Source organism: Rhodococcus sp. NPDC019050 (genome assembly GCF_055664235.1).
The window spans coordinates 413,356-434,854 of sequence record NZ_JBVOON010000001.1 but is presented as its reverse complement, the minus strand read 5'-3'; the positions used below and the strand labels follow the sequence as shown (position 1 = coordinate 434,854).

General features: G+C 68.3%; 23 protein-coding genes. 13 read left to right on the top strand and 10 right to left on the bottom strand.

From position 1 onward, the window contains the following. Positions 1–2: 2 nt before the first annotated feature. The 7 genes from AC0B44_RS02080 to AC0B44_RS02050 form a co-directional block, all read right to left on the bottom strand. Positions 3–1,196, bottom strand: coding sequence for an ABC transporter permease (locus AC0B44_RS02080; RefSeq protein WP_471901254.1), 1,194 nt, complete (start codon positions 1,194–1,196; stop codon positions 3–5). Next, positions 1,193–2,083, bottom strand: coding sequence for an ABC transporter ATP-binding protein (locus AC0B44_RS02075; RefSeq protein ID WP_471901253.1), 891 nt, complete (start codon positions 2,081–2,083; stop codon positions 1,193–1,195). Before AC0B44_RS02075 ends, AC0B44_RS02080 begins: the two co-directional genes overlap by 4 nt. After that, positions 2,080–2,616 carry a hypothetical protein gene (locus AC0B44_RS02070; protein WP_471901252.1) on the bottom strand — a complete coding sequence of 179 codons (537 nt, stop codon included), beginning with the start codon at positions 2,614–2,616 and terminating at the stop codon, positions 2,080–2,082. The genes AC0B44_RS02075 and AC0B44_RS02070 overlap by 4 nt, the downstream gene beginning before the upstream one ends. Position 2,617: 1 nt before the next feature. Next, complete coding sequence (locus tag AC0B44_RS02065; protein WP_471901251.1) at positions 2,618–2,893, bottom strand: helix-turn-helix transcriptional regulator; 276 nt, start codon at positions 2,891–2,893, stop codon at positions 2,618–2,620. An 80-nt stretch (positions 2,894–2,973) separates the two neighbouring features. After that, positions 2,974–3,354, bottom strand: coding sequence for a VOC family protein (locus tag AC0B44_RS02060; RefSeq protein WP_471901250.1), 381 nt, complete (start codon positions 3,352–3,354; stop codon positions 2,974–2,976). Between the two features lie 182 nt (positions 3,355–3,536). Next, positions 3,537–3,911 (bottom strand): RNA-binding S4 domain-containing protein, encoded by a 375-nt coding sequence (locus AC0B44_RS02055; protein ID WP_471901249.1) that lies wholly within the window; start codon positions 3,909–3,911, stop codon positions 3,537–3,539. Then, the gene (locus AC0B44_RS02050) at positions 3,912–5,549 is read right to left on the bottom strand and encodes an ABC-F family ATP-binding cassette domain-containing protein (RefSeq protein ID WP_471901248.1); all 1,638 of its coding nucleotides are present in this window, start codon (positions 5,547–5,549) and stop codon (positions 3,912–3,914) included. It lies immediately after the preceding gene. A gap of 66 nt (positions 5,550–5,615) precedes the next feature. Here AC0B44_RS02050 and AC0B44_RS02045 point away from each other — a divergent pair, with 66 nt between their 5' ends. Further along, on the top strand, positions 5,616–6,122 hold the full coding sequence (locus AC0B44_RS02045; protein ID WP_471901247.1) for a pyridoxamine 5'-phosphate oxidase family protein: 507 nt from the start codon (positions 5,616–5,618) through the stop codon (positions 6,120–6,122). Positions 6,123–6,148: 26 nt separating this feature from the next. Here the strand turns inward: AC0B44_RS02045 and AC0B44_RS02040 are convergent, their stop codons facing one another. From AC0B44_RS02040 to AC0B44_RS02030, 3 genes are read right to left on the bottom strand one after another with little or no spacing between them, the layout of a single operon-like run. Beyond that, on the bottom strand, positions 6,149–6,793 hold the full coding sequence (locus tag AC0B44_RS02040) for an FMN-dependent NADH-azoreductase (protein WP_471901246.1): 645 nt from the start codon (positions 6,791–6,793) through the stop codon (positions 6,149–6,151). Positions 6,794–6,845: 52 nt separating this feature from the next. Continuing rightward, on the bottom strand, positions 6,846–7,931 hold the full coding sequence (locus AC0B44_RS02035) for a S1C family serine protease (protein ID WP_471901245.1): 1,086 nt from the start codon (positions 7,929–7,931) through the stop codon (positions 6,846–6,848). Further along, positions 7,928–9,037 carry an NAD(P)-binding domain-containing protein gene (locus AC0B44_RS02030; protein ID WP_471901244.1) on the bottom strand — a complete coding sequence of 370 codons (1,110 nt, stop codon included), beginning with the start codon at positions 9,035–9,037 and terminating at the stop codon, positions 7,928–7,930. Before AC0B44_RS02030 ends, AC0B44_RS02035 begins: the two co-directional genes overlap by 4 nt. 137 nt (positions 9,038–9,174) lie before the next feature. On the opposite strand from AC0B44_RS02030, the gene AC0B44_RS02025 reads away from it, so the two are divergent. The 12 genes from AC0B44_RS02025 (at position 9,175) to AC0B44_RS01970 (ending at position 21,419) form a co-directional block, all read left to right on the top strand. Continuing rightward, positions 9,175–10,071: an SPFH domain-containing protein gene (locus AC0B44_RS02025; protein ID WP_471901372.1), complete on the top strand. Its 897-nt coding sequence runs from the start codon at positions 9,175–9,177 to the stop codon at positions 10,069–10,071. A gap of 10 nt (positions 10,072–10,081) precedes the next feature. Continuing rightward, on the top strand, positions 10,082–10,306 hold the full coding sequence (locus AC0B44_RS02020) for a type II toxin-antitoxin system antitoxin (protein WP_471901243.1): 225 nt from the start codon (positions 10,082–10,084) through the stop codon (positions 10,304–10,306). Between the two features lie 31 nt (positions 10,307–10,337). Further along, positions 10,338–11,066, top strand: a complete 729-nt coding sequence (locus AC0B44_RS02015) for an enoyl-CoA hydratase (RefSeq protein ID WP_471901242.1) — start codon at positions 10,338–10,340, stop codon at positions 11,064–11,066. Continuing rightward, positions 11,063–12,181, top strand: coding sequence for an MBL fold metallo-hydrolase (locus tag AC0B44_RS02010; RefSeq protein ID WP_471901241.1), 1,119 nt, complete (start codon positions 11,063–11,065; stop codon positions 12,179–12,181). Before AC0B44_RS02015 ends, AC0B44_RS02010 begins: the two co-directional genes overlap by 4 nt. A gap of 52 nt (positions 12,182–12,233) precedes the next feature. Continuing rightward, positions 12,234–14,726, top strand: coding sequence for an HAD-IC family P-type ATPase (locus tag AC0B44_RS02005; RefSeq protein WP_471901240.1), 2,493 nt, complete (start codon positions 12,234–12,236; stop codon positions 14,724–14,726). A gap of 40 nt (positions 14,727–14,766) precedes the next feature. Continuing rightward, complete coding sequence (locus AC0B44_RS02000) at positions 14,767–15,126, top strand: antitoxin (RefSeq protein ID WP_471901239.1); 360 nt, start codon at positions 14,767–14,769, stop codon at positions 15,124–15,126. Positions 15,127–15,225: 99 nt separating this feature from the next. Then, a complete protein-coding gene (locus tag AC0B44_RS01995) occupies positions 15,226–15,405 on the top strand; it encodes an antitoxin (RefSeq protein ID WP_471901371.1) in 180 nt (59 codons plus the stop codon). 53 nt (positions 15,406–15,458) lie between these two features. After that, complete coding sequence (locus tag AC0B44_RS01990) at positions 15,459–17,093, top strand: Na+/H+ antiporter (RefSeq protein ID WP_471901238.1); 1,635 nt, start codon at positions 15,459–15,461, stop codon at positions 17,091–17,093. Positions 17,094–17,243: 150 nt separating this feature from the next. Continuing rightward, positions 17,244–18,434 carry a sensor histidine kinase gene (locus AC0B44_RS01985; RefSeq protein ID WP_471901370.1) on the top strand — a complete coding sequence of 397 codons (1,191 nt, stop codon included), beginning with the start codon at positions 17,244–17,246 and terminating at the stop codon, positions 18,432–18,434. 31 nt (positions 18,435–18,465) lie between these two features. After that, complete coding sequence (locus AC0B44_RS01980; protein ID WP_471901237.1) at positions 18,466–19,248, top strand: LytR/AlgR family response regulator transcription factor; 783 nt, start codon at positions 18,466–18,468, stop codon at positions 19,246–19,248. After that, positions 19,233–19,622, top strand: coding sequence for a hypothetical protein (locus AC0B44_RS01975; protein WP_471901369.1), 390 nt, complete (start codon positions 19,233–19,235; stop codon positions 19,620–19,622). The genes AC0B44_RS01980 and AC0B44_RS01975 overlap by 16 nt, the downstream gene beginning before the upstream one ends. A gap of 24 nt (positions 19,623–19,646) precedes the next feature. Then, complete coding sequence (locus AC0B44_RS01970; protein ID WP_471901236.1) at positions 19,647–21,419, top strand: sodium/solute symporter; 1,773 nt, start codon at positions 19,647–19,649, stop codon at positions 21,417–21,419. Positions 21,420–21,499 lie beyond the last annotated feature (80 nt).

Genomic DNA, 21,499 nt, shown 5'->3' with positions numbered 1-21,499 from the left:
GGTTACCGGCCGAGAGCTTCCTTCCACGTCACCGTGCGGCCGATACGCAGGATCGAACGCTGATAGATCTTCGCGGCCACGAGACTGAGCAACCCTGTCGCGGCGAGCATCAGCAGCACGGTGCCGACGATCTGCACCGGTGTCGCGACACCGGCGGCGATGCGCAACGGCATGAGGATCGCCGAGAACGGCGGGATCCAGCTGAGGGTCGTGCTCCACGACGCTTCCGGATCGTCGATCGACGAGAACGCGGCGAAGAACATCGCGATGATCAGGATCATCAACGGCCCGGACGTGGAGTTCACGTCTTCCTGCCGCGACACCATCGACCCTGCCGCGGCATAGAGCACGGCGAAGAACGCGAAGCCGAGGATGAACCAGCCGAGGGTGCCGGCCAGCACGCCGATCGCGGTCCCCGTGATGGTGAGCGCTCCCGTGGCGAGCGACGCGCCGACACCCACCACTCCGTACGCGGTGAGCTGGAGCAGGCCGACGGCGCCGATGCCGAGGATCTTGCCCCACAGCAGCTGGAGCGGCCGCAGGGTGGAGAGCAGAAGTTCGACGACACGCGAGGACTTCTCCTCGACCACGCCCATCGCGACATACGTACCGAACAGCAGGATCTGCAAGTAGAGCAGGAGCACAGAGACGGTCGCGAGGATGATCCGCTGGCCTTGTTCGGGGTCGGGAGGCTCGATTGCTTCGACGACAACTGTCGCGCGCGCCGTGTCCGCCGCGATCTCCGCGGGGTCGACGCCGCGTGTGGACAACGCGGTGGACTGGGCGTCCTGCACGACGGCGGTATCGATGAGTGCTTTGAGATCGGCGTCGATCTCCGACTCGGTGATCGCGGTGACGGTACCGTCACCGCCCGGAACGAGGGCGACGTCGAGGCTGCCCGCGCCGACCTGCTCGCGACCTGCGTCGGCATCGGGCACGGTGGAGACTTCGACCGGCATTCCCGCAGCGTCGCCGATGGAACCGATCGTGGTGCCGAGGGCGGAGCCGGCGACGACTCCCACGGTGGGGCGCTCGTCCTCGTCCCCCGAGAAAATCGACATCGCGACGATGCCGATGACGATCGCGGCGAGCACGATCGCGTTGCTGATGACGAAGCTCTTCTTCTGTACTTGTGTAACGAATTCGCGGCGGGCCACGAGGCCGATCGCGCGCGCGTTGCTCAGTGGGACGCTCACGCGGCTACCACCTCTCGGAACAGGTCGGTCAGGGACGGCCGGCTCAATGAGAACTCGTGGACCGGACCGGTGGACAACGCGGTCTTGAGGATCTGCTGGTCGTCGGCACCCGGCTCGATGGTGAGGACGGTGCGCCCGTCGCGGTATTCCGACCCGGACACGCCCGGCAGGCCGTCGGCCCAGCCGGTGGGGGCGTCGGGAGCGTCCACGACCAGACGGGACGCGCCGCCGGCACGCAAGTCGTCGACCGCACCGACGACCCGCATGCGTCCCCGGGAGATGATGCCTACTCGCTTGCACAGCCGCTGGACGAGGTCGAGCTGGTGACTCGAGAAGATCACCGGGACACCGGTGTTCGCTTTCTCGACGAGCACGTCGCTCATCACGTCGACGGCAACCGGATCGAGCCCCGAGAAGGGTTCGTCGAGAACGAGGACCGCGGGATCGTGGATGAGTGCCGCGGCGAGCTGAACGCGCTGTTGGTTTCCGAGAGACAGTGAATCGACCGTGTCGCCGATCCGCTCGGCGATACCCAGCCGTTCGGTCCAGTGATGCATCGCCACCGTTGCGTCGGAAGCCGAAAGACCATGCAGCTGTGCGAGATACGTCAACTGCTTGCCGACTTTCATCTTCGGGTACAGTCCCCGCTCCTCGGGCATGTACCCGATGGTGCGGCGGACGTCGAGATCGACTGGTCTGCCGTCGAGCCGGACCTCGCCGCTGTCGGCGGCGAGCACGCCCAGAGCGATACGCATGGTCGTGGTCTTGCCGGCGCCGTTGCTGCCGACGAACCCGAACAGTTCGCCCGGCTGCACCTCGAAGCTCACGCCGTCGAGTGCGACGGTGCTGCCGTAACGTTTGGAAAGGTTGTCGATCGTGAGAGTCACAGCTGGTCCTCCGGGTCGTCGTCGGGCCGGGTCCACGCCAGCAGCACTGCCGGCAGACATCCGCTGAAAAGAATTGCAGCGAGCGCGAATCCACCCGCTGAATAGCAGAGAGCGCGGTGGTCGATGAAGTCGAACGGCGGGCTCCACAGTAGTGCAAAGATCGGGATCAGGAGCAGGCTTTGAGCCACCGAGAGTCCGATCGAGCGAGCGCTGTTGCGTTCGGCGATCTCTCGTTCGTCGAGCGCATGCCGAGGCGCGTCGGACTGCCGACCCGACACGATCTGCAGGCAGGTCCATGCCGGGAGGAATACCAGCACGACCGCGAGCCACGCGACCGCCACCACCGGGAAGAAGTAGGTGGCAACGGAAATGACGAACATCGCCGAGATCAGTGCGACGACTGTTGCGGCGAGAACGCGGCGACGGTGTTGTGTGCGCCATCCCGGTAGCCATCGTGCGAATGTGGCTTCGTGTGTCAGGAACCGGCGCGTGCGGTAGTCCTCGTACCGGTCGATGAGCGAGGCGGCGGGCATGTCAGGCCTCCTTGGAGTGGCGTCGGTAGAGCTCGGTCGAGAGTGGGGTGAACTCGCTGCGCGAGAAGACGGCCTCGACGGGGAGGCCGAAGACGTCGCAGATGCGGAAGGCCAGATCCAGGCTCGGGTAATGGTCTCCACGCTCGAGCGCACCCACTGTTTGTGGGTTCACGTCGATGAGCTCGGCTAGTTGCGCGCGGCTCATCCCACGCTCCGCCCGAAGAACGCGAATGCGATTGAAGATGGGGAGTGTTTCCCCACGGCGTACCGGACTCATGGAACGAAGTGTTGTAAAAACACAACGTTTTGTCAACCGTTCTCGCTGTCCGTGTCTCCGAACAAACCGGGACGGTGTCCTCAGATCGGGTCGAGTCGAGCCTTGAGCAGGCAGAACTCGTTGCCCTCGGGATCTGCCAGCACGTGCCACTGCTCGTCGCCCGTCTGTCCGATGTCGGCCGGGCGTGCACCGATGCTCAACAGACGTTCGAGTTCCGCGTCCTGGTCACGATCGGTCGCGTTGACATCGATGTGCAAGCGCGATTTCCCCGGCTCGGGCTCATCTCTGCGACTCAGAATGATGGTGGGCTGTGCGCCGCCGAATCCTTCGCGTGGGCCGATCTCCAGCGATCCGTCGTCTTCACGATCGAGCACGACGAAATCCAGTACCTCACACCAGAACTGGGCCAACGCCTCGGGTTCTCTGCAGCCGAGCACCAGCTCGCTGATACGACATGCCATGGATGAACCCGCCTCCCGTCGGGGACTGTCGGGGAGGCCACCCGATGTCCGCCGGCTCCCGGCAGCCGAATTGACCGTGATCTTAGCGAGGCGGGGCATGACGAGGCCAGGTTTTTCCGGGGCCCGACTACCTGCACCCGACCGGCGCGAGGCCCACGGCCGCCGCATGCGCAGAGGACTCGTCAGTCGTCCAGGAAACCCCGGATCCGGTCGAGTTCGCGGCGATCCTTCTTCGTCGGCCTGCCCGCGCCGCGATCGCGGATCGGGATTGCCGCGAGAATTTCCTTGGGTGGCGGCGGTGGGCTGTGATCGATGTAGGCGGTCGCGGCGACGGGCGCACCGACCCGCTTGTTGACCAGTTGTGTTACCTCGACGATCTTTTCGACCCCGTGCGCCCGGACGCGCACCTCGGTGCCGATGGTCACCGGGGTCGACGGCTTGGCCGTGACCCCGTCCACCTTCACGTGTCCGGCGCGGCACGCCGAGGCGGCCGCCGAACGCGTCTTGAACAGCCGCACCGACCACGTCCAGCTGTCCACCCGAACGCTTCCGCTCATCTACAGCAACTCCTCGCTCAGCCGTCCGTCCTCGAGCCGCCACCGCCGGGTGCTTCGCGTCGTCTCCAGCATTCGGCGGTCGTGCGTCACGAGCAGCAGGGTGCCCTCGAAGCTTTCCACTGCCTGCTCGAGTTGTTCGATCGCCGGGAGATCGAGGTGGTTGGTGGGCTCGTCGAGCACGAGCAGGTTGACACCGCGGGCCTGCAACAGTGCCAAGCCGGCGCGAGTCCGCTCGCCCGGCGACAACGACGCCGCGGGCCGCAGAACGTGATGACCCTTGAGCGCGAACTTGGCCAGCAATGTGCGGACCTCCGCATCCGGCCACTCCGGAACCTGCCGGCCGAAGGCTTCGACCAAGGGCTCATCGCCCTCGAACAGGCCGCGAGCCTGATCGATCTCCCCGACCTGCACTCCCGAGCCGAGCGTCGCCCGTCCCGAATCCGGGGTGAGGGTGCCGAGGAGCAACCGCAGCAGGGTGGTCTTTCCGGCGCCGTTCGGGCCGGTCACGATGATCCGGTCGCCCCATTGCACCTGCGTGGTCACGGGGCCGAAGGTGAAATCGCCGCGGTGCACCATCGCGTCGTCGAGCGTGGCTACGACCGTGCCGCTGCGGGGCGCCGCCGCGATCTCCATGCGCAGTTCCCACTCCTTGCGGGGTTCCTCGACCACGTCGAGACGCTCGATGCGCCGCTGGGTCTGACGCGCTTTCGCGGCCTGCTTCTCGGTGGCCTCCGCGCGGAACTTCTTGCCGAGCTTGTCGTTGTCCTTCGACTTGCGACGGGCATTGCGGGTGCCGTGCTCGAGCCAGTTGCGCTGCATCTGCGCGCGGTCTTCGAGCTGCGACTTCGTGTCGGCGAACTCCTCGTACTGCTCGCGGGCGTGCCGGCGCGCGACCTCCCGCTCGACGAGGTACGCGTCGTACCCGCCGTCGTACACCGAGATCTGCTGCTGGACGGGATCGAGTTCGACGATGCCGGTGACGGTGCGCGCGAGGAACTCACGGTCGTGGCTGACCACCACCAGTGCGGTGCGGGTCTCCGCGACGAACCGTTCGAGTTGTTCGAGGCCGGCGAGATCGAGGTCGTTGGTGGGCTCGTCGAGCAGAAGCACGTCGTAGCGCGACAACAGCAGCGCGGCGAGCCCGACGCGTGCCGCCTGCCCGCCGGACAGTCCAGTCATCGGCGCGTCGAGACCGACTCCGAGACCGAGGTCCGCCACCACCTTCTCGGCGCGCTCGGCGAGATCGGCGCCGCCGAGTGCGAGCCACCGCTCGAGGGCCGGGGTGTAGTCGTCGACCGCCGAGTCGCCAAGTGCCTCTGCGGCCGCGTTCATCGTCTCTTCCGCCGCGGTGACCCCGGTGCGGCGACCGAGGAAGCCGAGGACGGTCTCGCCAGGGATGCGCTCGGGTTCCTGCGCGAGGTAGCCGACCGTCGCGTCGGGCGGGCTGAGCACGATGGATCCGGTGACGTCCGCGTTCCCGATACCGGCGAGGGTCGTGAGCAGCGTCGACTTGCCGGCACCGTTGGCACCCACCAGCCCGATCACGTCGCCCGGTGCGACGGTGAGGTCGAGGCCTTCGAACAGGGTGCGTTCGCCCCTCGAGGTGGACAGGCCGCTGATACGTAGTGTTGCGCTCACGTGTCGAGTATCCCCGCCCCGATGAGTTCCCCCTTCGGCCCGGGTCGGTACCGGGCAGGAGGAGCCATGACCGAACCCACACGTACCACCGTCGATCAGCGCTTCGGCGAAGCCGATGCGGCAGCCATGCCGTGGCCGGACGTCGAAGCCCTGCTCACCGGCGCCGACGTCTACCAAGTGAGCACCGTGCACACGTCGGGACACCCGCATGTGACGCCCGTCGTGGGGATCTGGCACGACGATGCGTTCCACTTCGCGGTCGGCCCGGCCGAGCAGAAAGCGCGCAACATCGACCGCGACCCGCGCGTCGCGGTATCCACGGGTAGCGGCCGGTGGAATGCCGGCACCGACGTGGTCGTGGAAGGCGAGGCCACCCGCGTCGTGGAACCGGCGGCGGTGCGCGAGGTGGCGGACGCGTTCTATTCCAAGTACGGCGAGGCGTGGCGGTACGAGCCCGGCGACGGCGGATTCGGTGCGGGGGACGACTTCGCGTGGCTCGTGCGGGTGGCGCCGCGCAAGGTGATCGTCTTCGCCAAGGATCCGCACGCTCAGACCACACACCGATTCCGGTAGCGGCCGCGCCACACGACGCTCGTACCTCAGGAGCCCAGCGTCGTCGCGAGATCCCGAACGGCCACCCGGGCAGCGGCGAGGCTCTCCGCCGCCTGTGCGGCGAAGGGTGCCAGCGGCGGCAGACGGTTCGCCAGCGTCAGATCCACGTTCACCACCGACACCGACATTCCGAGTGAATCGCCCAGCACCTGCCGTAGCGGCGGAACGACGAAATCTGCGTGTTCCCCGGGTGTTCCGGGCGCGTAGTTGTTGCCTCTGGTCGACACGATCACCACGGGCTTGCCGGCGAGAGGCCTGTCGCTCGAGTCGATCGGCACGGTGGTCCCGACCACGTGGATGTAATCGATCCAGGCCTTGAGCGTGGAGGGCATCGACCAGTTGTACATCGGCGCACCGATCACCACCGCGTCCGCCGCCGTCAGCTCACCGATCAATTCGGCTTGCAGACCCTCGGCCGCCGGATCGGGCCGCTCCGTGTCGGTGCGCAACTGCGGCGCGTAGTGCAAGCCGGCGTCGGAGAGGTGTGGCAACGGCGACCGGTGCAGGTCCCTCTCCACGACCGTGTGGCCGGGACCGAGTTCGCGCCAGGTGTCGACGAACAACCGCGTCAGCTCGCGCGAGACCGAGGTCTCGACGTCGGCGGACGAATCGAGGTGCAGTAGTCGAGGCATGTGCTCTCCCGGTTCGGTGATGATCTCGTCCCAACGTACGGTTTTCCGCCGATCAGCGCGCGGGTCCTTCCTCGAGGACGACTTCGGCGTTCCGCGAGCGCCCGTCCGCGTCCTGCCATTCGATCTGCACCGACTCCCCGGGCCGTCGCAGCCGGAGTTGTGCCTCGAGTTCCGTCGTCGACGACACCCGTTCACCGCCGAAGGACACCACCACGTCTCCGATTTCGATTCCGGCGTCGTATGCGGGCGTGCCGAACGACACCCACAACACCTCGGCGCCGCCGTCGGTGCCGTCGGCGCGAGCGGTGGTGACGCCGACACCCAGGCGCGGTGTGGGACCCACATGGACGGTGTCGCTGCCGCCGCCGGTCCGCACCTGCTCGACGACGGCGAGGGCCTCGGCGATCGGCACGGCATACGCTTCCGGTGGCGTGTCCGTCGCTTCCTGTGGTCCGTCTTCGATCGCTCCGGCGGTGTTGACACCCACGACGGCGCCGTAATGGTCGACGAGGGGACCGCCCGAATCGCCCGGTCGGATCGGGGTGTCGGTCTGGAGCATCCCGGTGAGCCGCTTGCGGGAGCCTTCGGTGGAATCGCGAACCATCACGCTGCGGTCGACGGCGACGATCGCACCCGGCGATGCGACGACGACACCGCCACCGTCCGCGTTGCCGAACGCGGTAACGGGTGTACCGGCCGAGGGGAGACCGTTCGCGACCGGAGCTACGGGAAGACCGCTCGCGGAACCGAGTTGGAGCACGGCGATGTCGCGCGCACTGTCGTAACCGGCGACTTCCACGTCGTAGATCAGTCCCGTCGCGGCGCTCACCGCCGTGATGTCGGTGGCGCCACTGACCACGTGGTGGTTCGTCAGCACGGTGCCGTCGGGGGTGAGGACGATCCCGCTCCCGGACATCCCCGTCCAGCCCCGGCTCGCTTCGATCGTCACGACGATGGGGGCGGTGCGGGCGGCGAGTTCGTCGGCGGTCAGTGGTGCCGGCGGTGCTGCCGGCGGTGCTGCCGGCGGGGGAGAGGGAGGGGGAGGCAGTGCAATGTCGGTGACTTCCGGTGCGGAGGCGAGGAGGCTGGTGGCCGCGGCGACGGCGACCAGCAGAACAGACCCCCCGCGCCGCGTCACGGCGCCGCAGCTCCGGTGGTCAGATGGTCGACGAGTTCACGTGCCGCAGCTCGTCCCGCCCGATTGGCGCCGATCGTGGATGCGGAAGGGCCGTAACCGACGAAATGGATCCGCGGGTCGGCCGCGACCTGCGTCGCGAGGCGGCCCGTCATGGTGATTCCTCCACCGGGGTTGCGGAGCCCCAGTGGGGCAAGGTGATCGAGCGAGCTCCGAAAACCCGTGCACCACAGGATCACATCGACATCGAGGCTGCTGCCGTCCTGCCAGTGGACTCCGGTCTCGGTGATCTCGGCGAACATCGGCGTCCGGTCGAGTACACCGCGCTCCCGTGCCGCGCGGATCGTCGGGGTGCCGGGAATGCCCGTGACCGAGACGACCGAGCCCGGCGGTAGTCCCTGGCGCACGCGGTCTTCCACTGCGGCAATTACCGCGCGGCCGAACTCGGGCGTGAATTCTTCGTCGCGCCAGACAGGTTCGCGCCGCGTCACCCAGGTGGTGGTGGTGACGCGCGAGATCTCGTCGAGCAACTGGACCGCGGAGATTCCGCCGCCGACGACGAGGACGTGCTTTCCGCGGAACTGCTCGGCATCGCGGTAGTCCCTGGTGTGGAGTTGCTGCCCGCGGAAGCGTGCGGCACCGGGGTACCACGGGACGAACGGATGTTCCCAGGTTCCCGTCGCGTTGATGATTCCCCGTGCGAAGTAGATTCCCTCGTCGGTTTCGACGCGCAGTCGCTCGCCCCGGTCGCACACCACGGTCACCTGAACGGGGCGGTGTACGGGAAGGTCGAACTCCTTCTCGTAGGCGCCGTAGTACGCGGGCACCGCCGACGACGCGGGCACTTCACCGGAGCCGGTGTCGACCGCGTCGGAGAACGCGGACCCGGGCAGGTCGTGCAGGCCGTTGACGGTGTTCAACGTGAGGGAAGGCCACCGGTGCTGCCACGCGCCGCCGGGGCCGAACGAACGGTCCAGCACCACGAACCCGGTTTCCGGTTCGAGTCCGAATCTGCGGAGGTAGTACGCGGCCGAAAGTCCGGCCTGCCCCGCACCGATCACGACGACGTCCACGTGCGTCGCAATCTCCGCCGTGTCGTCGGACGTCATCACTCGCCTCCCCGCAGATGCTGCCCTCCATCATGCCGTGCGTGGCTCGGCCGCGCGCCGTGAACAGGAGTGGACCATGATCAAAAATGTGATATCACTTTGTCATCACGTTCGCGAGTGCGTTCGTGCCGAAAGGGATAGCCACGGAAACAGCAGAGTCCACCACGTCGTCGGAACGCCCGGGACGTTCGGCCAACGGTTGGCCGGTGCTCGGTGTCGGACTCGTCGTCCTGGCGGCGGCCACCGCGCTGATCATCTGGGCAGCAGTCGAGGAGAACGTTCCGCTGCTCGTCGTGGGATCGGTCGTCGCAGTCGTCGCAGCCGCACTTCTCGCGGGTCTGGTTCTCGTCGAGCCCAACGAGGCCCGCGTCCTCCAGTTGCTCGGCGGGTCGTATGCCGGCACGCTGCGCGAGCCGGGATTGCGCTGGATGAACCCCCTCAACTCGCGCCGCAAGATCACCACACGCATCCGCAACCACGAGACGGCCAAGGCCAAGGTCAACGATGCCGACGGCAACCCGATCGAGATCTCTGCGGTCATCGTGTGGCAGGTCGAGGACACCGCACGCGCGGTCTTCGACGTGGACGACTTCGAGGAGTTCGTGGCCGTCCAGACCGAGGCGGCAGTGCGCCACATCGCGGGCAGTTACCCGTACGGCGGTGCGCCCGAAGAGATGTCGCTGCGACAGAATGCCGATGAGATCACCACCAAGCTGTCGTCCGAGGTGCATGCCCGCGTGCAGTCGGCGGGCGTCCGGGTGATCGAGACCCGCATCAACCAACTGGCCTACGCACCCGAGATCGCCCAGGCGATGCTGCGCCGTCAGCAGGCCGGCGCCGTGATCGCCGCCCGCGAACAGATCGTGCAGGGCGCCGTGTCCATGGTCGGCACCGCGCTCGAGCGCCTCGAAGCGGAGCACACCGTCACGCTGGACGAAGATCGCAAAGCGGTGATGGTCTCCAACCTGCTCGTCGTCCTCTGTGGCGACCAGAGCGCCCAGCCCGTCCTCAACACGGGATCGTTGTACCAGTAGGGAATTCGGCATGCCCGAACGCAAGAAGATCTTGTTGCGGCTCGACCCGGCGGTCCACGACGCGCTCGCGCGCTGGGCCGCCGACGAGCTGCGCAGTACCAACGCACAGATCGAATTCCTCCTGCGCCGGGCCTTGGCCGACGCCGGACGGACTCCGCGCGGCGTCGGCCGGATCCGCGGTCCGGGACGACCCCGCGCGCAGGAGTCGCGCGGCGCGGACGAGACAATGGAATGATCGCTGTGCAGTGACGAAAGGTGCCACATACATGATCGGGATCAACCGCCGCGGTGAGGTCGTCACCCTGGAGTTGCAGCGCGAAGAGCGTCGCAACGCGCTCAACTCGCAGCTGTGCATCGAGATCCGCGACGCGGTCGAGCAGGCTGTAGACGACGCCCGTGTCATCGTGATCACCGGCCGCGGAACCAGTTTCTGCGCCGGCGCCGACCTCTCGGGCGACGTGTACGCCGCCGGATTCCTCGACAACCTCGGCGAGATGCTGCAGACGATCGAGAACGCGCCGATTCCCGTGATCGCCGCGATCAACGGGCCCGCCATCGGTGCCGGCACCCAACTCGCGCTGGCCTCCGATCTGCGGGTGGTCGCCCCGGGCGCCAGGTTCGCGGTGCCCGCGGCACGCCTCGGGATTTCGGTGGACCGGTGGACGGTGCGACGACTCGCCTCGCTCGTCGGCGGAGGACCGGCCCGGACGGTGCTCCTCGCTGCCGAGCCCATCGGAGCAGAGGAAGCGCTGGCCCGGGGCCTCGCCAACAAGATCGGCGACCTCGCGGCGGCGCAGCAGTGGGCGCAGGAGATCGCGAAACTCGCACCCCTGTCGCTTCGGGCGCAGAAGTTGTTCCTCAACGACGACGGCACTCGCGACGACAGCACACCCGAGCAGACGGCAGCCCTGGCCGCCGCGTGGCTCAGCGAGGACGCCCAGGAAGCCAGGCTTGCCCGCGCGGGCGGCCGCGATCCGATCTTCCGCGGCCGATGAGGGCCCGGCAGGCCGCCTCGTCCGCGCTGGCCGGCGCGGGCGTGCTCTGGTTCGCACGGGCCGCACGGGGTATGCCGAGTTCCATCGGTGCGTCGGTCGCCGATATCCGTCCCTATGCCGCGGGGTCGCCCCACTATCGGGACGGGCGGTTCCACAACACCGATCCCGCGTCCGTCCTCGGGCCCGAGGACAGCGGCGGTCTGCTGAAGGACATGCTGACCCGTGGCTCCCGTGGAACCCCGCGCAGCGACGTGCCCCTCGCACCGTCGCTCGCGCCGGTCGACGCCGCAGAACTCGCCGTCACCTGGTTCGGGCATTCCAGTGCCCTCCTCGAGATCGACGGCTACCGGGTGCTCTGCGATCCGGTGTGGAGCGACCGGGTCTCCCCGTCGCCGACCGTCGGCCCGAAGCGGATGCATCCCGTGCCCGTCGAACTGCAGGCGCTGCCCGCCGCCGATGCGATCGTCATCTCGCACGACCACTACGACCACCTCGATCGGGTCACGGTCGAAGCCCTCGCCGCCCTGCAGCCCGAGGCCCGGTTCGTCGTGCCCCTGGGGATCGGTGCCCACCTGCGACGGTGGAAGGTCGCCGAGAACCGGATCGTCGAACTCGACTGGGATCAGCACGTCGAGATCGACGGTCTGCGCATCACGTGCACCGAGGCCCGGCACTTCTCCGGCCGCGGTCTGCAGCGCGACATCACTCTGTGGTCGTCCTGGGTGATCGCCGGTCCGACCCGCCGCGCGTTCTTCGGCGGCGACACCGGTTACACGCGGCGCTTCGCGGACCTCGGCGACAAGTACGGGCCGTTCGACCTGACATTGCTGCCCGTCGGCGCGTACGACCGGCGCTGGCCCGACGTCCACATGGACCCCGAAGAAGCCGTGCGCACGCACCTCGACCTCGGCGGCACCGAGCGTCGCGACAGCCTGCTCGTCCCCGTGCACTGGGGGACGTTCAACCTCGCCCTGCACTCGTGGTCCGAGCCGATCGCGCGCCTGCTCCCGGCTGCGCAGGAGGTGGGCGTCGCGACTGCCGTGCCGATGCCCGGCCAGCGGATCGACGCTCTCCGCCCCGTCGCGCGCGACCCGTGGTGGATCCCACTCGGCTGACGCAGCCTCCGGGGGAACAGGGGCGCCGCCCGGTGGAATACGCTCATTGGTTATGGCAGGAGAAGAGCCCACCGCGGTAGTCGAGACGAGTGACACGCTCACCGACGACCCCGCATATCTCGAGCACGGGCTGGCCACCGAACAGGTCGCCGAACGAGTCGCCCGCGGGCAGACCAATGACGTCCCCGACCGCGCGTCCCGTTCGGTCAAGGACATCGTCCGTGCCAACGTCTTCACCCGGATCAACGCGATTCTGGGCGTCCTGCTGCTGATCGTGCTCGCGACCGGCTCGATCGTCGACGGCATGTTCGGCCTGCTCATCGTGGCGAACAGTTCCATCGGCATCATCCAGGAAGTCCGCGCCAAGCGGACCCTGGACAAACTCGCGATCGTCAGCCAGACCAGGCCGGTCGTGCGCCGCAACGGCAGCAGCGGCGAGCTGCCCCCGCGCGAGGTCGTGCTCGACGACATCATCGAACTCGGTCCCGGCGATCAGCTCGTCGTCGACGGCACCGTCGTGGAGTCGGCCGGGCTCGAACTCGACGAGTCCTTGCTCACCGGTGAATCCGACGCCGTGCACAAGGACCCGGGGACATCGGTGATGTCGGGCAGCTTCGTGTCGTCGGGGACCGGTGCCTACCGGGCGACGAAGGTCGGGCGCGACGCGTATGCGGCGCGGCTGGCGGAGGAAGCCAGCAAGTTCACCCTCGTCCACTCCGAGCTGAACGCCGGCATCAACAAGATCCTCAAGCTCATCACCTACCTGATGATCCCGGCGGGTCTGCTCATCATCTACAACCAGTTGTTCTCCAGCGGCGAGGCTCTCGGCCCGTCGCTCAGCGGCATGGTGGCCGCGCTGGTGCCGATGGTCCCCGAGGGTCTGGTGCTCATGACGTCCATCGCGTTCGCGGTGGGTGTGGTGCGACTGGGACGCCGCCAGTGCCTCGTGCAGGAACTCCCCGCAATCGAGGGACTCGCGCGCGTCGACATCGTCTGCGCCGACAAGACCGGAACCCTCACCGAGAACGGGATGCGGCTCGCCGATGTCGAACTCGTCGAGGGCCACGACGGTTCCGACGGGACAGATCTCGACGCCGCCCGGACCGCGTTGGCCGCCCTCGCCTGTGACGACCCCCGCCCGAACGCGAGCGTGCTCGCGATCGCCGAGGCGTTTCCCGACGGTCCGGACTGGGGCAAGCCCACGGCGATCGCACCGTTCTCCTCGGCGAAGAAGTGGAGCGGCCAGTCGTACGGCGCACACGGCAACTGGCTGCTCGGCGCGAGCGACGTGCTCCTCGACTCCGGAACACCGGCCGCGCGGCGCGCCGAAGAACTCGGAGCCCAGGGCCTGCGCGTGCTGCTGCTCGCCCGCAGCGACCGTCCCGTGGACGACGCACTCGCACCGGGCACCGTCGAACCGGTTGCTCTCGTCGTCCTCGAACAGCGGGTGCGCACCGACGCGAAGGCCACCCTCGAGTACTTCGCGGACCAGCACGTCGACGTCAAGGTCATCTCCGGCGACAACGCGGTTTCCGTCGGCGCGGTCGCGTCGTCGCTCGGCCTGCCGCACGGCGACAGCCCGGTCGACGCCCGCACCCTGCCCGACGATCGCGAGCAACTCGCCGACATCGCCGAAGCGTCGACGACCTTCGGGCGCGTGCGGCCCGACCAGAAACGGGCGATGGTCGGTGCGCTGCAGTCGCGTGGCCACACCGTCGCGATGACCGGTGACGGCGTCAACGACGTCCTTGCGCTCAAGGATGCCGACATCGGAGTCGCGATGGGCTCGGGCAGCCCCGCGGCCCGGTCGGTGGCGCAGATCGTGTTGCTCGACAACAAGTTCGCGACGCTGCCCTACGTGGTGGGTGAAGGCCGCCGGGTGATCGGCAACATCGAGCGCGTCTCGAATCTGTTCCTCACCAAAACCGTGTACTCGGTGCTGCTCGCGTTCTTCATCGGCATCTCGGGCGTGCTGGCGACGGTGTTCGACTTCGATCCGCTCCCGTACCCGTTCCTGCCCAGGCACGTCACGATCGCCGCGTGGTTCACCATCGGCATCCCGGCGTTCCTGCTCTCGCTCGCCCCCAACAACGAGCGTGCCCGCCCGGGATTCGTGCCCCGCGTGATGCGCCTGGCCATCCCGTCGGGTGTGATCGTCGGCGTTGCGACCTTCGTCTGCTACCTGCTCGTCTATGCCGGGCCGGACCAGACCGAAGTGCAGAAGGTGCAGGGCGGAACATCGGCGCTCATCACGCTGATCATGATCGCGCTGTGGGTGCTCGCGGTGGTGGCGCGGCCGTACCAGTGGTGGAAGGTCGCACTGATCGTCGCGGCGGCACTCGGGTACGTGGTGCTGTTCAGCGTGCCGTTCCTCCGCGAGTTCTTCGCGCTCGACCCGTCGAACCTCGCCGACACCACCATCGCGTTCACGTGCGGTCTGATCGGCATGGTTCTCGTCGAGGTCAGCTGGTGGGTCACCGGCAGGATCCACGGCGAGCGGCGGCGCCTGTTCGCATCCCGAGAGGACCTCCACGGGGCGCCGTGACCTGTGGCACGCTGGTCGTAGTCCAACGGAAGGACAGGCCATGGGATTCATGGACACCGTGAAGGGACTCCTCGGCAAAGGCAAGGGATACGCCGCGGAAAACTCCGACAAGATCGACGGGTACATCCGGAAAGCCGGCGATGTCGCCGACTCCAAGACCGGCGGGAAGTACTCCCAGCACATCGACAAGGCGCAGGACGCGGCACGGAAGCGTCTCGGTACCGGCGAAGCGCCGCCCGGCACACCTCCGCCGAACCCCGACCCTGTCGTCCGGCCCGACCCCGAGTCCGGTCCCGGTCCCGGTCCCGGTCCCGGTCCCGGTCCCGGTCCCGGCCACGACCCCGGTCCCCGCCCAGAGGGTGGTCCCGGGCCGGCCACGCCGTCGGGGCCCACACAATAAGGACCGCCCGCTCTCCACCGAGCGGCGCTGTGACACCCTTTTGTTCGCTCGATCGGGAACACTCGATCATCGGACAACAGGGGTTTGCGCGTGGGATTCATGGACAACGTCAAGGGCATCGTCGACAAGGGCAGGCAGTTCGCGGCCGAGAACCGGGACAAGGTCAATCAGGTCGTCGACAAGATCGGTGACGTCGCCGACAACAAGACCGGCGGCAAGTTCGCCGGACAGGTCGATTCCGCGCAGGGTGCGGTGAAGAAGGCACTCGGCACCGACTGACGATGTGACCGGCGCGTGCTCGTCACGGGCGAACTAGGGGGAGAATCGGTCCCGTGAACGGGACCATGATCCTCCTCGTCGTCATTGCAGCCATCGCCGTGACCGGACTGGCGAACCGGGGAAACCTCCAGGGCCCACTGGTTCTCGTCACCATCGGTGCGATCGCGTCGTTCCTTCCCGGCCTGCCGCGTCTCGAACTGGCACCGGACGTGCTTCTCGGTGTCGTCCTGCCCCCGTTGCTGTATTCGGCGGCTCTGAAGTTCTCCGTTCCCACGTTCCGGCGTTATCTCGCACCGATCCTCAGACTCGGGATCGTCACGGTGCTGGCGACGGCGTTCGCGGTGGCATTCTTCGCGAACTGGCTGGTTCCGGACCTCACGTTCGGTGCCGCGCTGGTCCTGGGGGCGGTGGTTGCGCCCACCGACGCGGTCAGCGCGGTCGCGGTGGGGCAGAAACTCGGACTGCCCAAACGCGTCATCTCCATCCTCACCGGTGAAGGACTCGTCAACGATGCGACCGCACTGACGCTGTTCGCGGTGGCGATCGCCATGGTTGCGGGGACCCCGGTGTTCGCCGATTCACCGGTGCTGTTCTTCGCATACGGAGTCGTCGGCGGCGTCGCGGTGGGTCTGGTCCTCGCGGCAGTGGTGCACTGGGTCCGCGGCCGCATGTTCGATTCGCCGCTGGAAACTGCTCTCGGGCTGGTCCTTCCGTTCGCGGCTTATCTCGTCGCCGAGGAGATCCACGCGTCCGGGGTACTCGCAGTGGTCGCGGCGGGCCTGTACATCGGGCACCGGGCCACCGACACCGCGGTCACCACGCGGTTACAGGAACGCTTCGTGTGGGAGAGCGTCGACATCCTGCTCGAAATGTTCGTCTTCGCTTACATGGGCCTGCAACTGAAATTCGTCCTGGACGAAGTGGCCGACACCGGCCTCGACGTGGTGCCGGTGTTGCTCTATTCCGTTGCGGTGCTGGCGGTGGTCATACTCGTCCGCCCGATCTGGGGCTTTCTGAACTGGGGTCGCCGCCGGGCGGTGCGCACGGCCGGGTTCACCCGCCTCGGCCGCGACCCGCTGACGTACCGCGAGCACATCGTGGTGTCGTGGGCGGGGATGCGCGGCGTCGTCACCCTTGCCGCAGCCGGCGGTGTGCCGGCGGTCCTCGGGTCTGGGGAGCCGTTCCCGGGACGGGAGCTCATCCACCTGGCCGCGCTGGTCGTGGCGGTGGGCACGCTGCTCATTCAGGGCGCCACCATGCCGATGCTGATCCGGCGGCTCGACGTCGTCGACCCGTACGAACGACTCCGCGCAGAGGAACAACGTCAACTCGCCCGGACCATCACGGCCGGTGCCGCGAAAGAAGAAATCGGCCGTCTGGAGAAGGATCCGCCCAGCGGGTTCGATCCGGACGCCGTGCGCCACATCCTCGAACGCGTCCGGCGATCCGTCCAGGCGCGCATCGACGCAAGACAGGTCGAGTCCGAGGACGACACCGACAAAAGTGTCGACGCCGGTGCCATGTTCGACGAGTTCCGGCGCGCCGTGCTGCGCGCTCAGCGCACCGCCCTGATCGCGGCGCGCGACGACGGCACACTCGACGACGAGAGCCTGCGCGCCGAACTCGAGAGCCTGGACATCGAGGAAGCCGCCGCCGAAGAGCGCGTCGAGCGTCGTGGCAGAGACTGACCGGACCGCCCGCCCGTGCGCGCCGGTGGATCGTCCCGCCCGCCGGCGGTGCTCGCCGTAGCGTAGGCCCATGATCGAATCGCCGGACTCCGTGACCGCAGAGCGCACGGACGAGACGTGAACGGGGCCGTCCTCCTCGCGTTCGCGGTCGTGGCCACGCTGGCGGCCGCCGCACTCGTTGCCGTATGGGCGCGTACCCGTCGTGTGGTCACCACCCCTGCCGAGCGCGCGGTGCACGCCACCTTGCACACGGCATCGCTCGCCGCGCGGCCGCTGCGACGCGGCCTCGACGCCTCGTCGGCGACGGAAGCGGCCCCGCACCTGCGCAAGTTGCTGGCCGAGGCGCAGGCCGTCGCGCTCGTCGACCCGGACGGCACCCTCCTCGCGTGGGACGGACCCTTCGATGCACTCGCGGACCGGATGCAGGACGCCGCGGCCCGCGCCGTCGCGGAGGAACGGCGCGTCCTGGTCGGGCAGCGCGATCTCGCGCTCGGCTCCGTGGACCTTGCAGCGCGGGCACTGATCGCCCAGCCCCTCGTGATCGAGGACGTGGGTGTCGCCGGGGTGCTCGGGGTCGTGACGACGACGACCCCCGGTCCCGCGTTGCTCGGTGCGATCACCGAAGTGGCGCGGTACGCGTGCAGCCAACTCGAACTGGCCGAACTCGACGCGTCCCGGGCCCGGCTCGATCGGGCCGAACTACGGGCGTTGCGTGCGCAGATCAGTCCGCACTTCATCTACAACGCCCTCAACACGGTCGCCTCGTTCGTGCGCACGGATCCGGACCGGGCGCGCGAACTGCTGCTCGACTTCGCCGACTTCACCCGGTACTCGTTCCGCGCCACCGGGGAGTACACGCTGCTCGCCGACGAACTGCGGAACATCGACCGCTACCTCACGCTGGAACTCGCGCGATTCGGCAACGCGCTCGAGGTGCGCCTTCAGGTCGCGCCCGAGGTGCTCAACGTGACGCTGCCGTTCCTCGCGTTGCAACCCCTCGTCGAGAACGCGGTGCGGCACGGGATCGCCGGGACCGCCACCCGGGCCGGCACCATCACCATCACCGCAGCCGACGAGGGCACCGACTGTGTCATCAGTGTCGAGGACGACGGTGTGGGCATGGACCCGGAGTTGCTGCGCTCGGGCACCCTCGACTCGATCGCCGAGAGCGAGCACGGCAGCGGCGTGAAGGAATCCGCGCACGTCGGGCTCGCCAACGTCGACGACAGGCTGCGGGCCGCGTTCGGCAACGACTACGGTCTGGTGGTGGAGACCGCGCCGGGCGCGGGCACGAAGGTGAGTATGCGGGTGCCGAAGTTCCGTGCGGGTATCCGGCCGTGACGGCCTCCCGACGTGGCACGATAGGTCCGCCGTGAACGACAATGCAGAGACACTCACCGTACTGGCCGTCGACGACGAACCACCCGCTCTCGACGAGCTGGCATACCTCCTGCGTGCGCAGGACGACATCGCTCGCGTCCACACTGCAAGCGACGCGACGACCGCGCTGCGGTTGTTGCGCGACGGCGGGGTCGACGCGGTGTTCCTCGACATCAACATGCCCGGCCTGGACGGTCTGGAGATCGCCGGCATCCTCCGCAACTTCGCGACCCCACCGGCAGTGGTGTTCGTGACCGCGCACGACGACCGGGCCGTGTCGGCGTTCGATCTCGGCGCCGTGGACTACGTGCTCAAACCGCTGCGGGAGGAGCGACTCGCCCAGGCTGTGCAGCGCATCGTCGAACGTCGCAGATCCGGTGCGGCCCGCACGCCGGAGACGTCGCCGGGGGACGAGGTGATTCCCGTCGAACTCGGTGGGGTCACCACCCTGGTGCCGAGGTCGTCGGTGCAGTGGGTGGAGGCCGACGGCGACTACGCGCGGCTGCACACCGCGACGGGTTCGCATCTCGTCCGCATTCCCATCTCGACACTCGAGAACCGATGGGCCGACGCCGGGTTCCTGCGGGTGCACCGGTCGTTCCTCGTCGCATTGCCGCTGGTCACCGGGATTCGCAGCGTCGGTTCCGGGCTGGTGGTCTGCCTGAAGGGCAACGGCGATGCGCCGCCCGTGGAATTGCCGGTCAGCCGTCGTCACACCCGCGAACTGAAGGATCGGCTCATCCGCGGCCCGATGCAGTCCTGGACGTCGCGGTGAGCACCGCAGCGGGCGGGCCACCGCCCCCGCGGGAGCGCGTGGTGCTCGCGCAACGGCGCGGCGCGCGCATCGTCCGGACCCGCACCGAGGTACAGCAGCAGACCGAGGTCGGCGACGCCATGGTGCGCGGTCTCGTCCGGGCCCAACTCGGCCTCGCGATCCGCGTCGCCCTCGCCACCGTGTGCCTGCTCGGCGCGATCCCCGTGCTGCTCCATCTTCTGCCGCAACTGTCGGACGTGACGTTGCTGGGGGTCCGGCTGCCGTGGATTCTGCTCGGCGTCGTCGGCTATCCCGTCCTGCTCGGTATCGCGTGGGTCTACGTACGGCTCGCCGAACGCAACGAGCAGGACTTCACCGACCTGACCGACGACTGACGCCGTGAGGGAAACGGGCGCCGCATGACCGAGCCGATTCCCGTGGCCACCCTCGTGGGCCTCGTCGCCGCGGCCGTTGCGACTGTCGCGATCGGAATCTACGGCGTCCGGATGGCGCGCACGACCTCCGACTTCCTCGTCGCGTCCCGCAGCGTGGGCCCGCGGTGGAACGCCGCCGCCATCTCGGGGGAGTACCTGTCCGCGGCATCGTTTCTGGGTGTTGCCGGACTGGTCGCCAAGTTCGGCGTCGACGCGCTCTGGTACCCGGTGGGATTCACCGCCGGGTATCTCGGGTTGCTGCTGTTCGTCGCGGCCCCGCTGAGACGCTCCGGCGCGTACACGGTGCCGGATTTCGCGGAGTTCCGGCTCGGTGAACGGTGGCTGCGCACCCTGTCGATGATGGTGGTCGCGATCATCTGCGTGCTCTACCTCGTCCCGCAGTTCCAGGGCGCGGGGCTGACGCTGAACATCCTTCTCGGGGTGCCGGACTGGGTGGGGGTCGCGGTCGTCGGCATCATCGTCGTCGCCAACGTGGTCGGTGGCGGCATGCGGTCGATCACGTTCGTGCAGGCATTCCAGTACTGGCTCAAACTCACCGCGGTCGCGCTCCCCGCTCTGGTGCTGACGCTGCATTTCGTCGGCAATCACCGTGCGGTGGACGCTCCGGTTCCGCCGACCGTCACCGACACCACCACAGTGGACATCACCGTCGACGTCGTCGTGCAGGTCGCCGATCCCCTCACCGTCACGGTGCGGGGCGAGGTGGACGGCAACCCCGTCTCCGGTGTCGTCGAGTTGTTGCCGGGGGAGCACGAATTCGGTGCCGACACCGAACTGGTGCTCGAGGCGGGGTCTCCGGTCCCCGTGGTGGCCGGCGCGCCGTCGGACAACGACACCTGGGCGGCACCCGGCGCGGGAATCGGTGCGGGCGGTGCACACCCGCTGTTCCAGGTGTACTCGCTGATGCTCGCGACGTTTCTGGGCACCATGGGCTTGCCGCACGTACTCGTCCGCTTCTACACGAACCCCGATGGTCGTGCGGCGCGCCTGACCTCGCTTGCCGTGATCGGGCTGCTCGGCGTGTTCTACCTGTTCCCGACCGTCCTCGGCGTTTTCGCCCGGCTGTACGTTCCGCAACTGCTCATCACGGGCAGGTCCGACGCCGCGGTGCTGTTGCTGCCCGGTTCGGTGCTCTCCGGCTGGGGAGGTCAACTGATCGCCGCGCTCGTCGCCTCGGGGGCGATCGCGGCGTTCCTGTCGACGTCGTCGGGTCTGCTGGTGAGTGTCGCGGGGGTGCTCTCCACCGACGTGCTGCGAGGACGGGTTCGTGACTTCCGGATCGCGGCGGTGCTCGCGGGGGTCGTGCCGTTGGTGCTGGCGCTGTCGGTGACCTCGCTGGACCTGTCGCGGTCGGTGGGGCAGGTGTTCGCGATCGCGGCCTCCACGCTGTGTCCGCTGCTCGTTCTCGGGATCTGGTGGCGCGGACTGACTGCGGTGGGTGCCGCCGCGGGCATGGTGGTCGGTGGTGCTGTCGCGGGTGGTGCCGCCCTGATGTCCATCCTGGTGCGGTTCGATCCGGAGACCTTGCACGGCTGGCCGGCGGTGCTCTCGGAATATCCGGCCGCGGCGAGTGTGCCGCTCGCGTTCGTGACGATGATCGCCGTGAGTCTCGCTACGCGAGCGCGGATCCCGGACGACGTGGGCCGCTCGTTCTCGCGGATGCACGCCCCCGAGCGGCTGGGCATGGGCCGCGATCGCGAGCTCGGCGCATTCGGCGACCGCCGCTCGTCGCAGTGAGCCGACCGTTCGGCGCATCGCACGACAGTTGAGCGTGCCGTCGCCGCGTGCCCCTTTTCTGTGTGACCGTCGTCTCATTA

Coding starts and splice junctions, on each gene's coding strand:
- AC0B44_RS02070 (WP_471901252.1), bottom strand. CDS start 2,616: ATGCCCGCCGCCTCGCTCATCGACCGGTACGAGGACTACCGCACGCGC.
- AC0B44_RS02065 (WP_471901251.1), bottom strand. CDS start 2,893: ATGAGTCCGGTACGCCGTGGGGAAACACTCCCCATCTTCAATCGCATT.
- AC0B44_RS02060 (WP_471901250.1), bottom strand. CDS start 3,354: ATGGCATGTCGTATCAGCGAGCTGGTGCTCGGCTGCAGAGAACCCGAG.
- AC0B44_RS02055 (WP_471901249.1), bottom strand. CDS start 3,911: ATGAGCGGAAGCGTTCGGGTGGACAGCTGGACGTGGTCGGTGCGGCTG.
- AC0B44_RS02045 (WP_471901247.1), top strand. CDS start 5,616: ATGACCGAACCCACACGTACCACCGTCGATCAGCGCTTCGGCGAAGCC.
- AC0B44_RS02040 (WP_471901246.1), bottom strand. CDS start 6,793: ATGCCTCGACTACTGCACCTCGATTCGTCCGCCGACGTCGAGACCTCG.
- AC0B44_RS02030 (WP_471901244.1), bottom strand. CDS start 9,037: ATGACGTCCGACGACACGGCGGAGATTGCGACGCACGTGGACGTCGTC.
- AC0B44_RS02020 (WP_471901243.1), top strand. CDS start 10,082: ATGCCCGAACGCAAGAAGATCTTGTTGCGGCTCGACCCGGCGGTCCAC.
- AC0B44_RS02015 (WP_471901242.1), top strand. CDS start 10,338: ATGATCGGGATCAACCGCCGCGGTGAGGTCGTCACCCTGGAGTTGCAG.
- AC0B44_RS02010 (WP_471901241.1), top strand. CDS start 11,063: ATGAGGGCCCGGCAGGCCGCCTCGTCCGCGCTGGCCGGCGCGGGCGTG.
- AC0B44_RS02005 (WP_471901240.1), top strand. CDS start 12,234: ATGGCAGGAGAAGAGCCCACCGCGGTAGTCGAGACGAGTGACACGCTC.
- AC0B44_RS02000 (WP_471901239.1), top strand. CDS start 14,767: ATGGGATTCATGGACACCGTGAAGGGACTCCTCGGCAAAGGCAAGGGA.
- AC0B44_RS01995 (WP_471901371.1), top strand. CDS start 15,226: ATGGACAACGTCAAGGGCATCGTCGACAAGGGCAGGCAGTTCGCGGCC.
- AC0B44_RS01970 (WP_471901236.1), top strand. CDS start 19,647: ATGACCGAGCCGATTCCCGTGGCCACCCTCGTGGGCCTCGTCGCCGCG.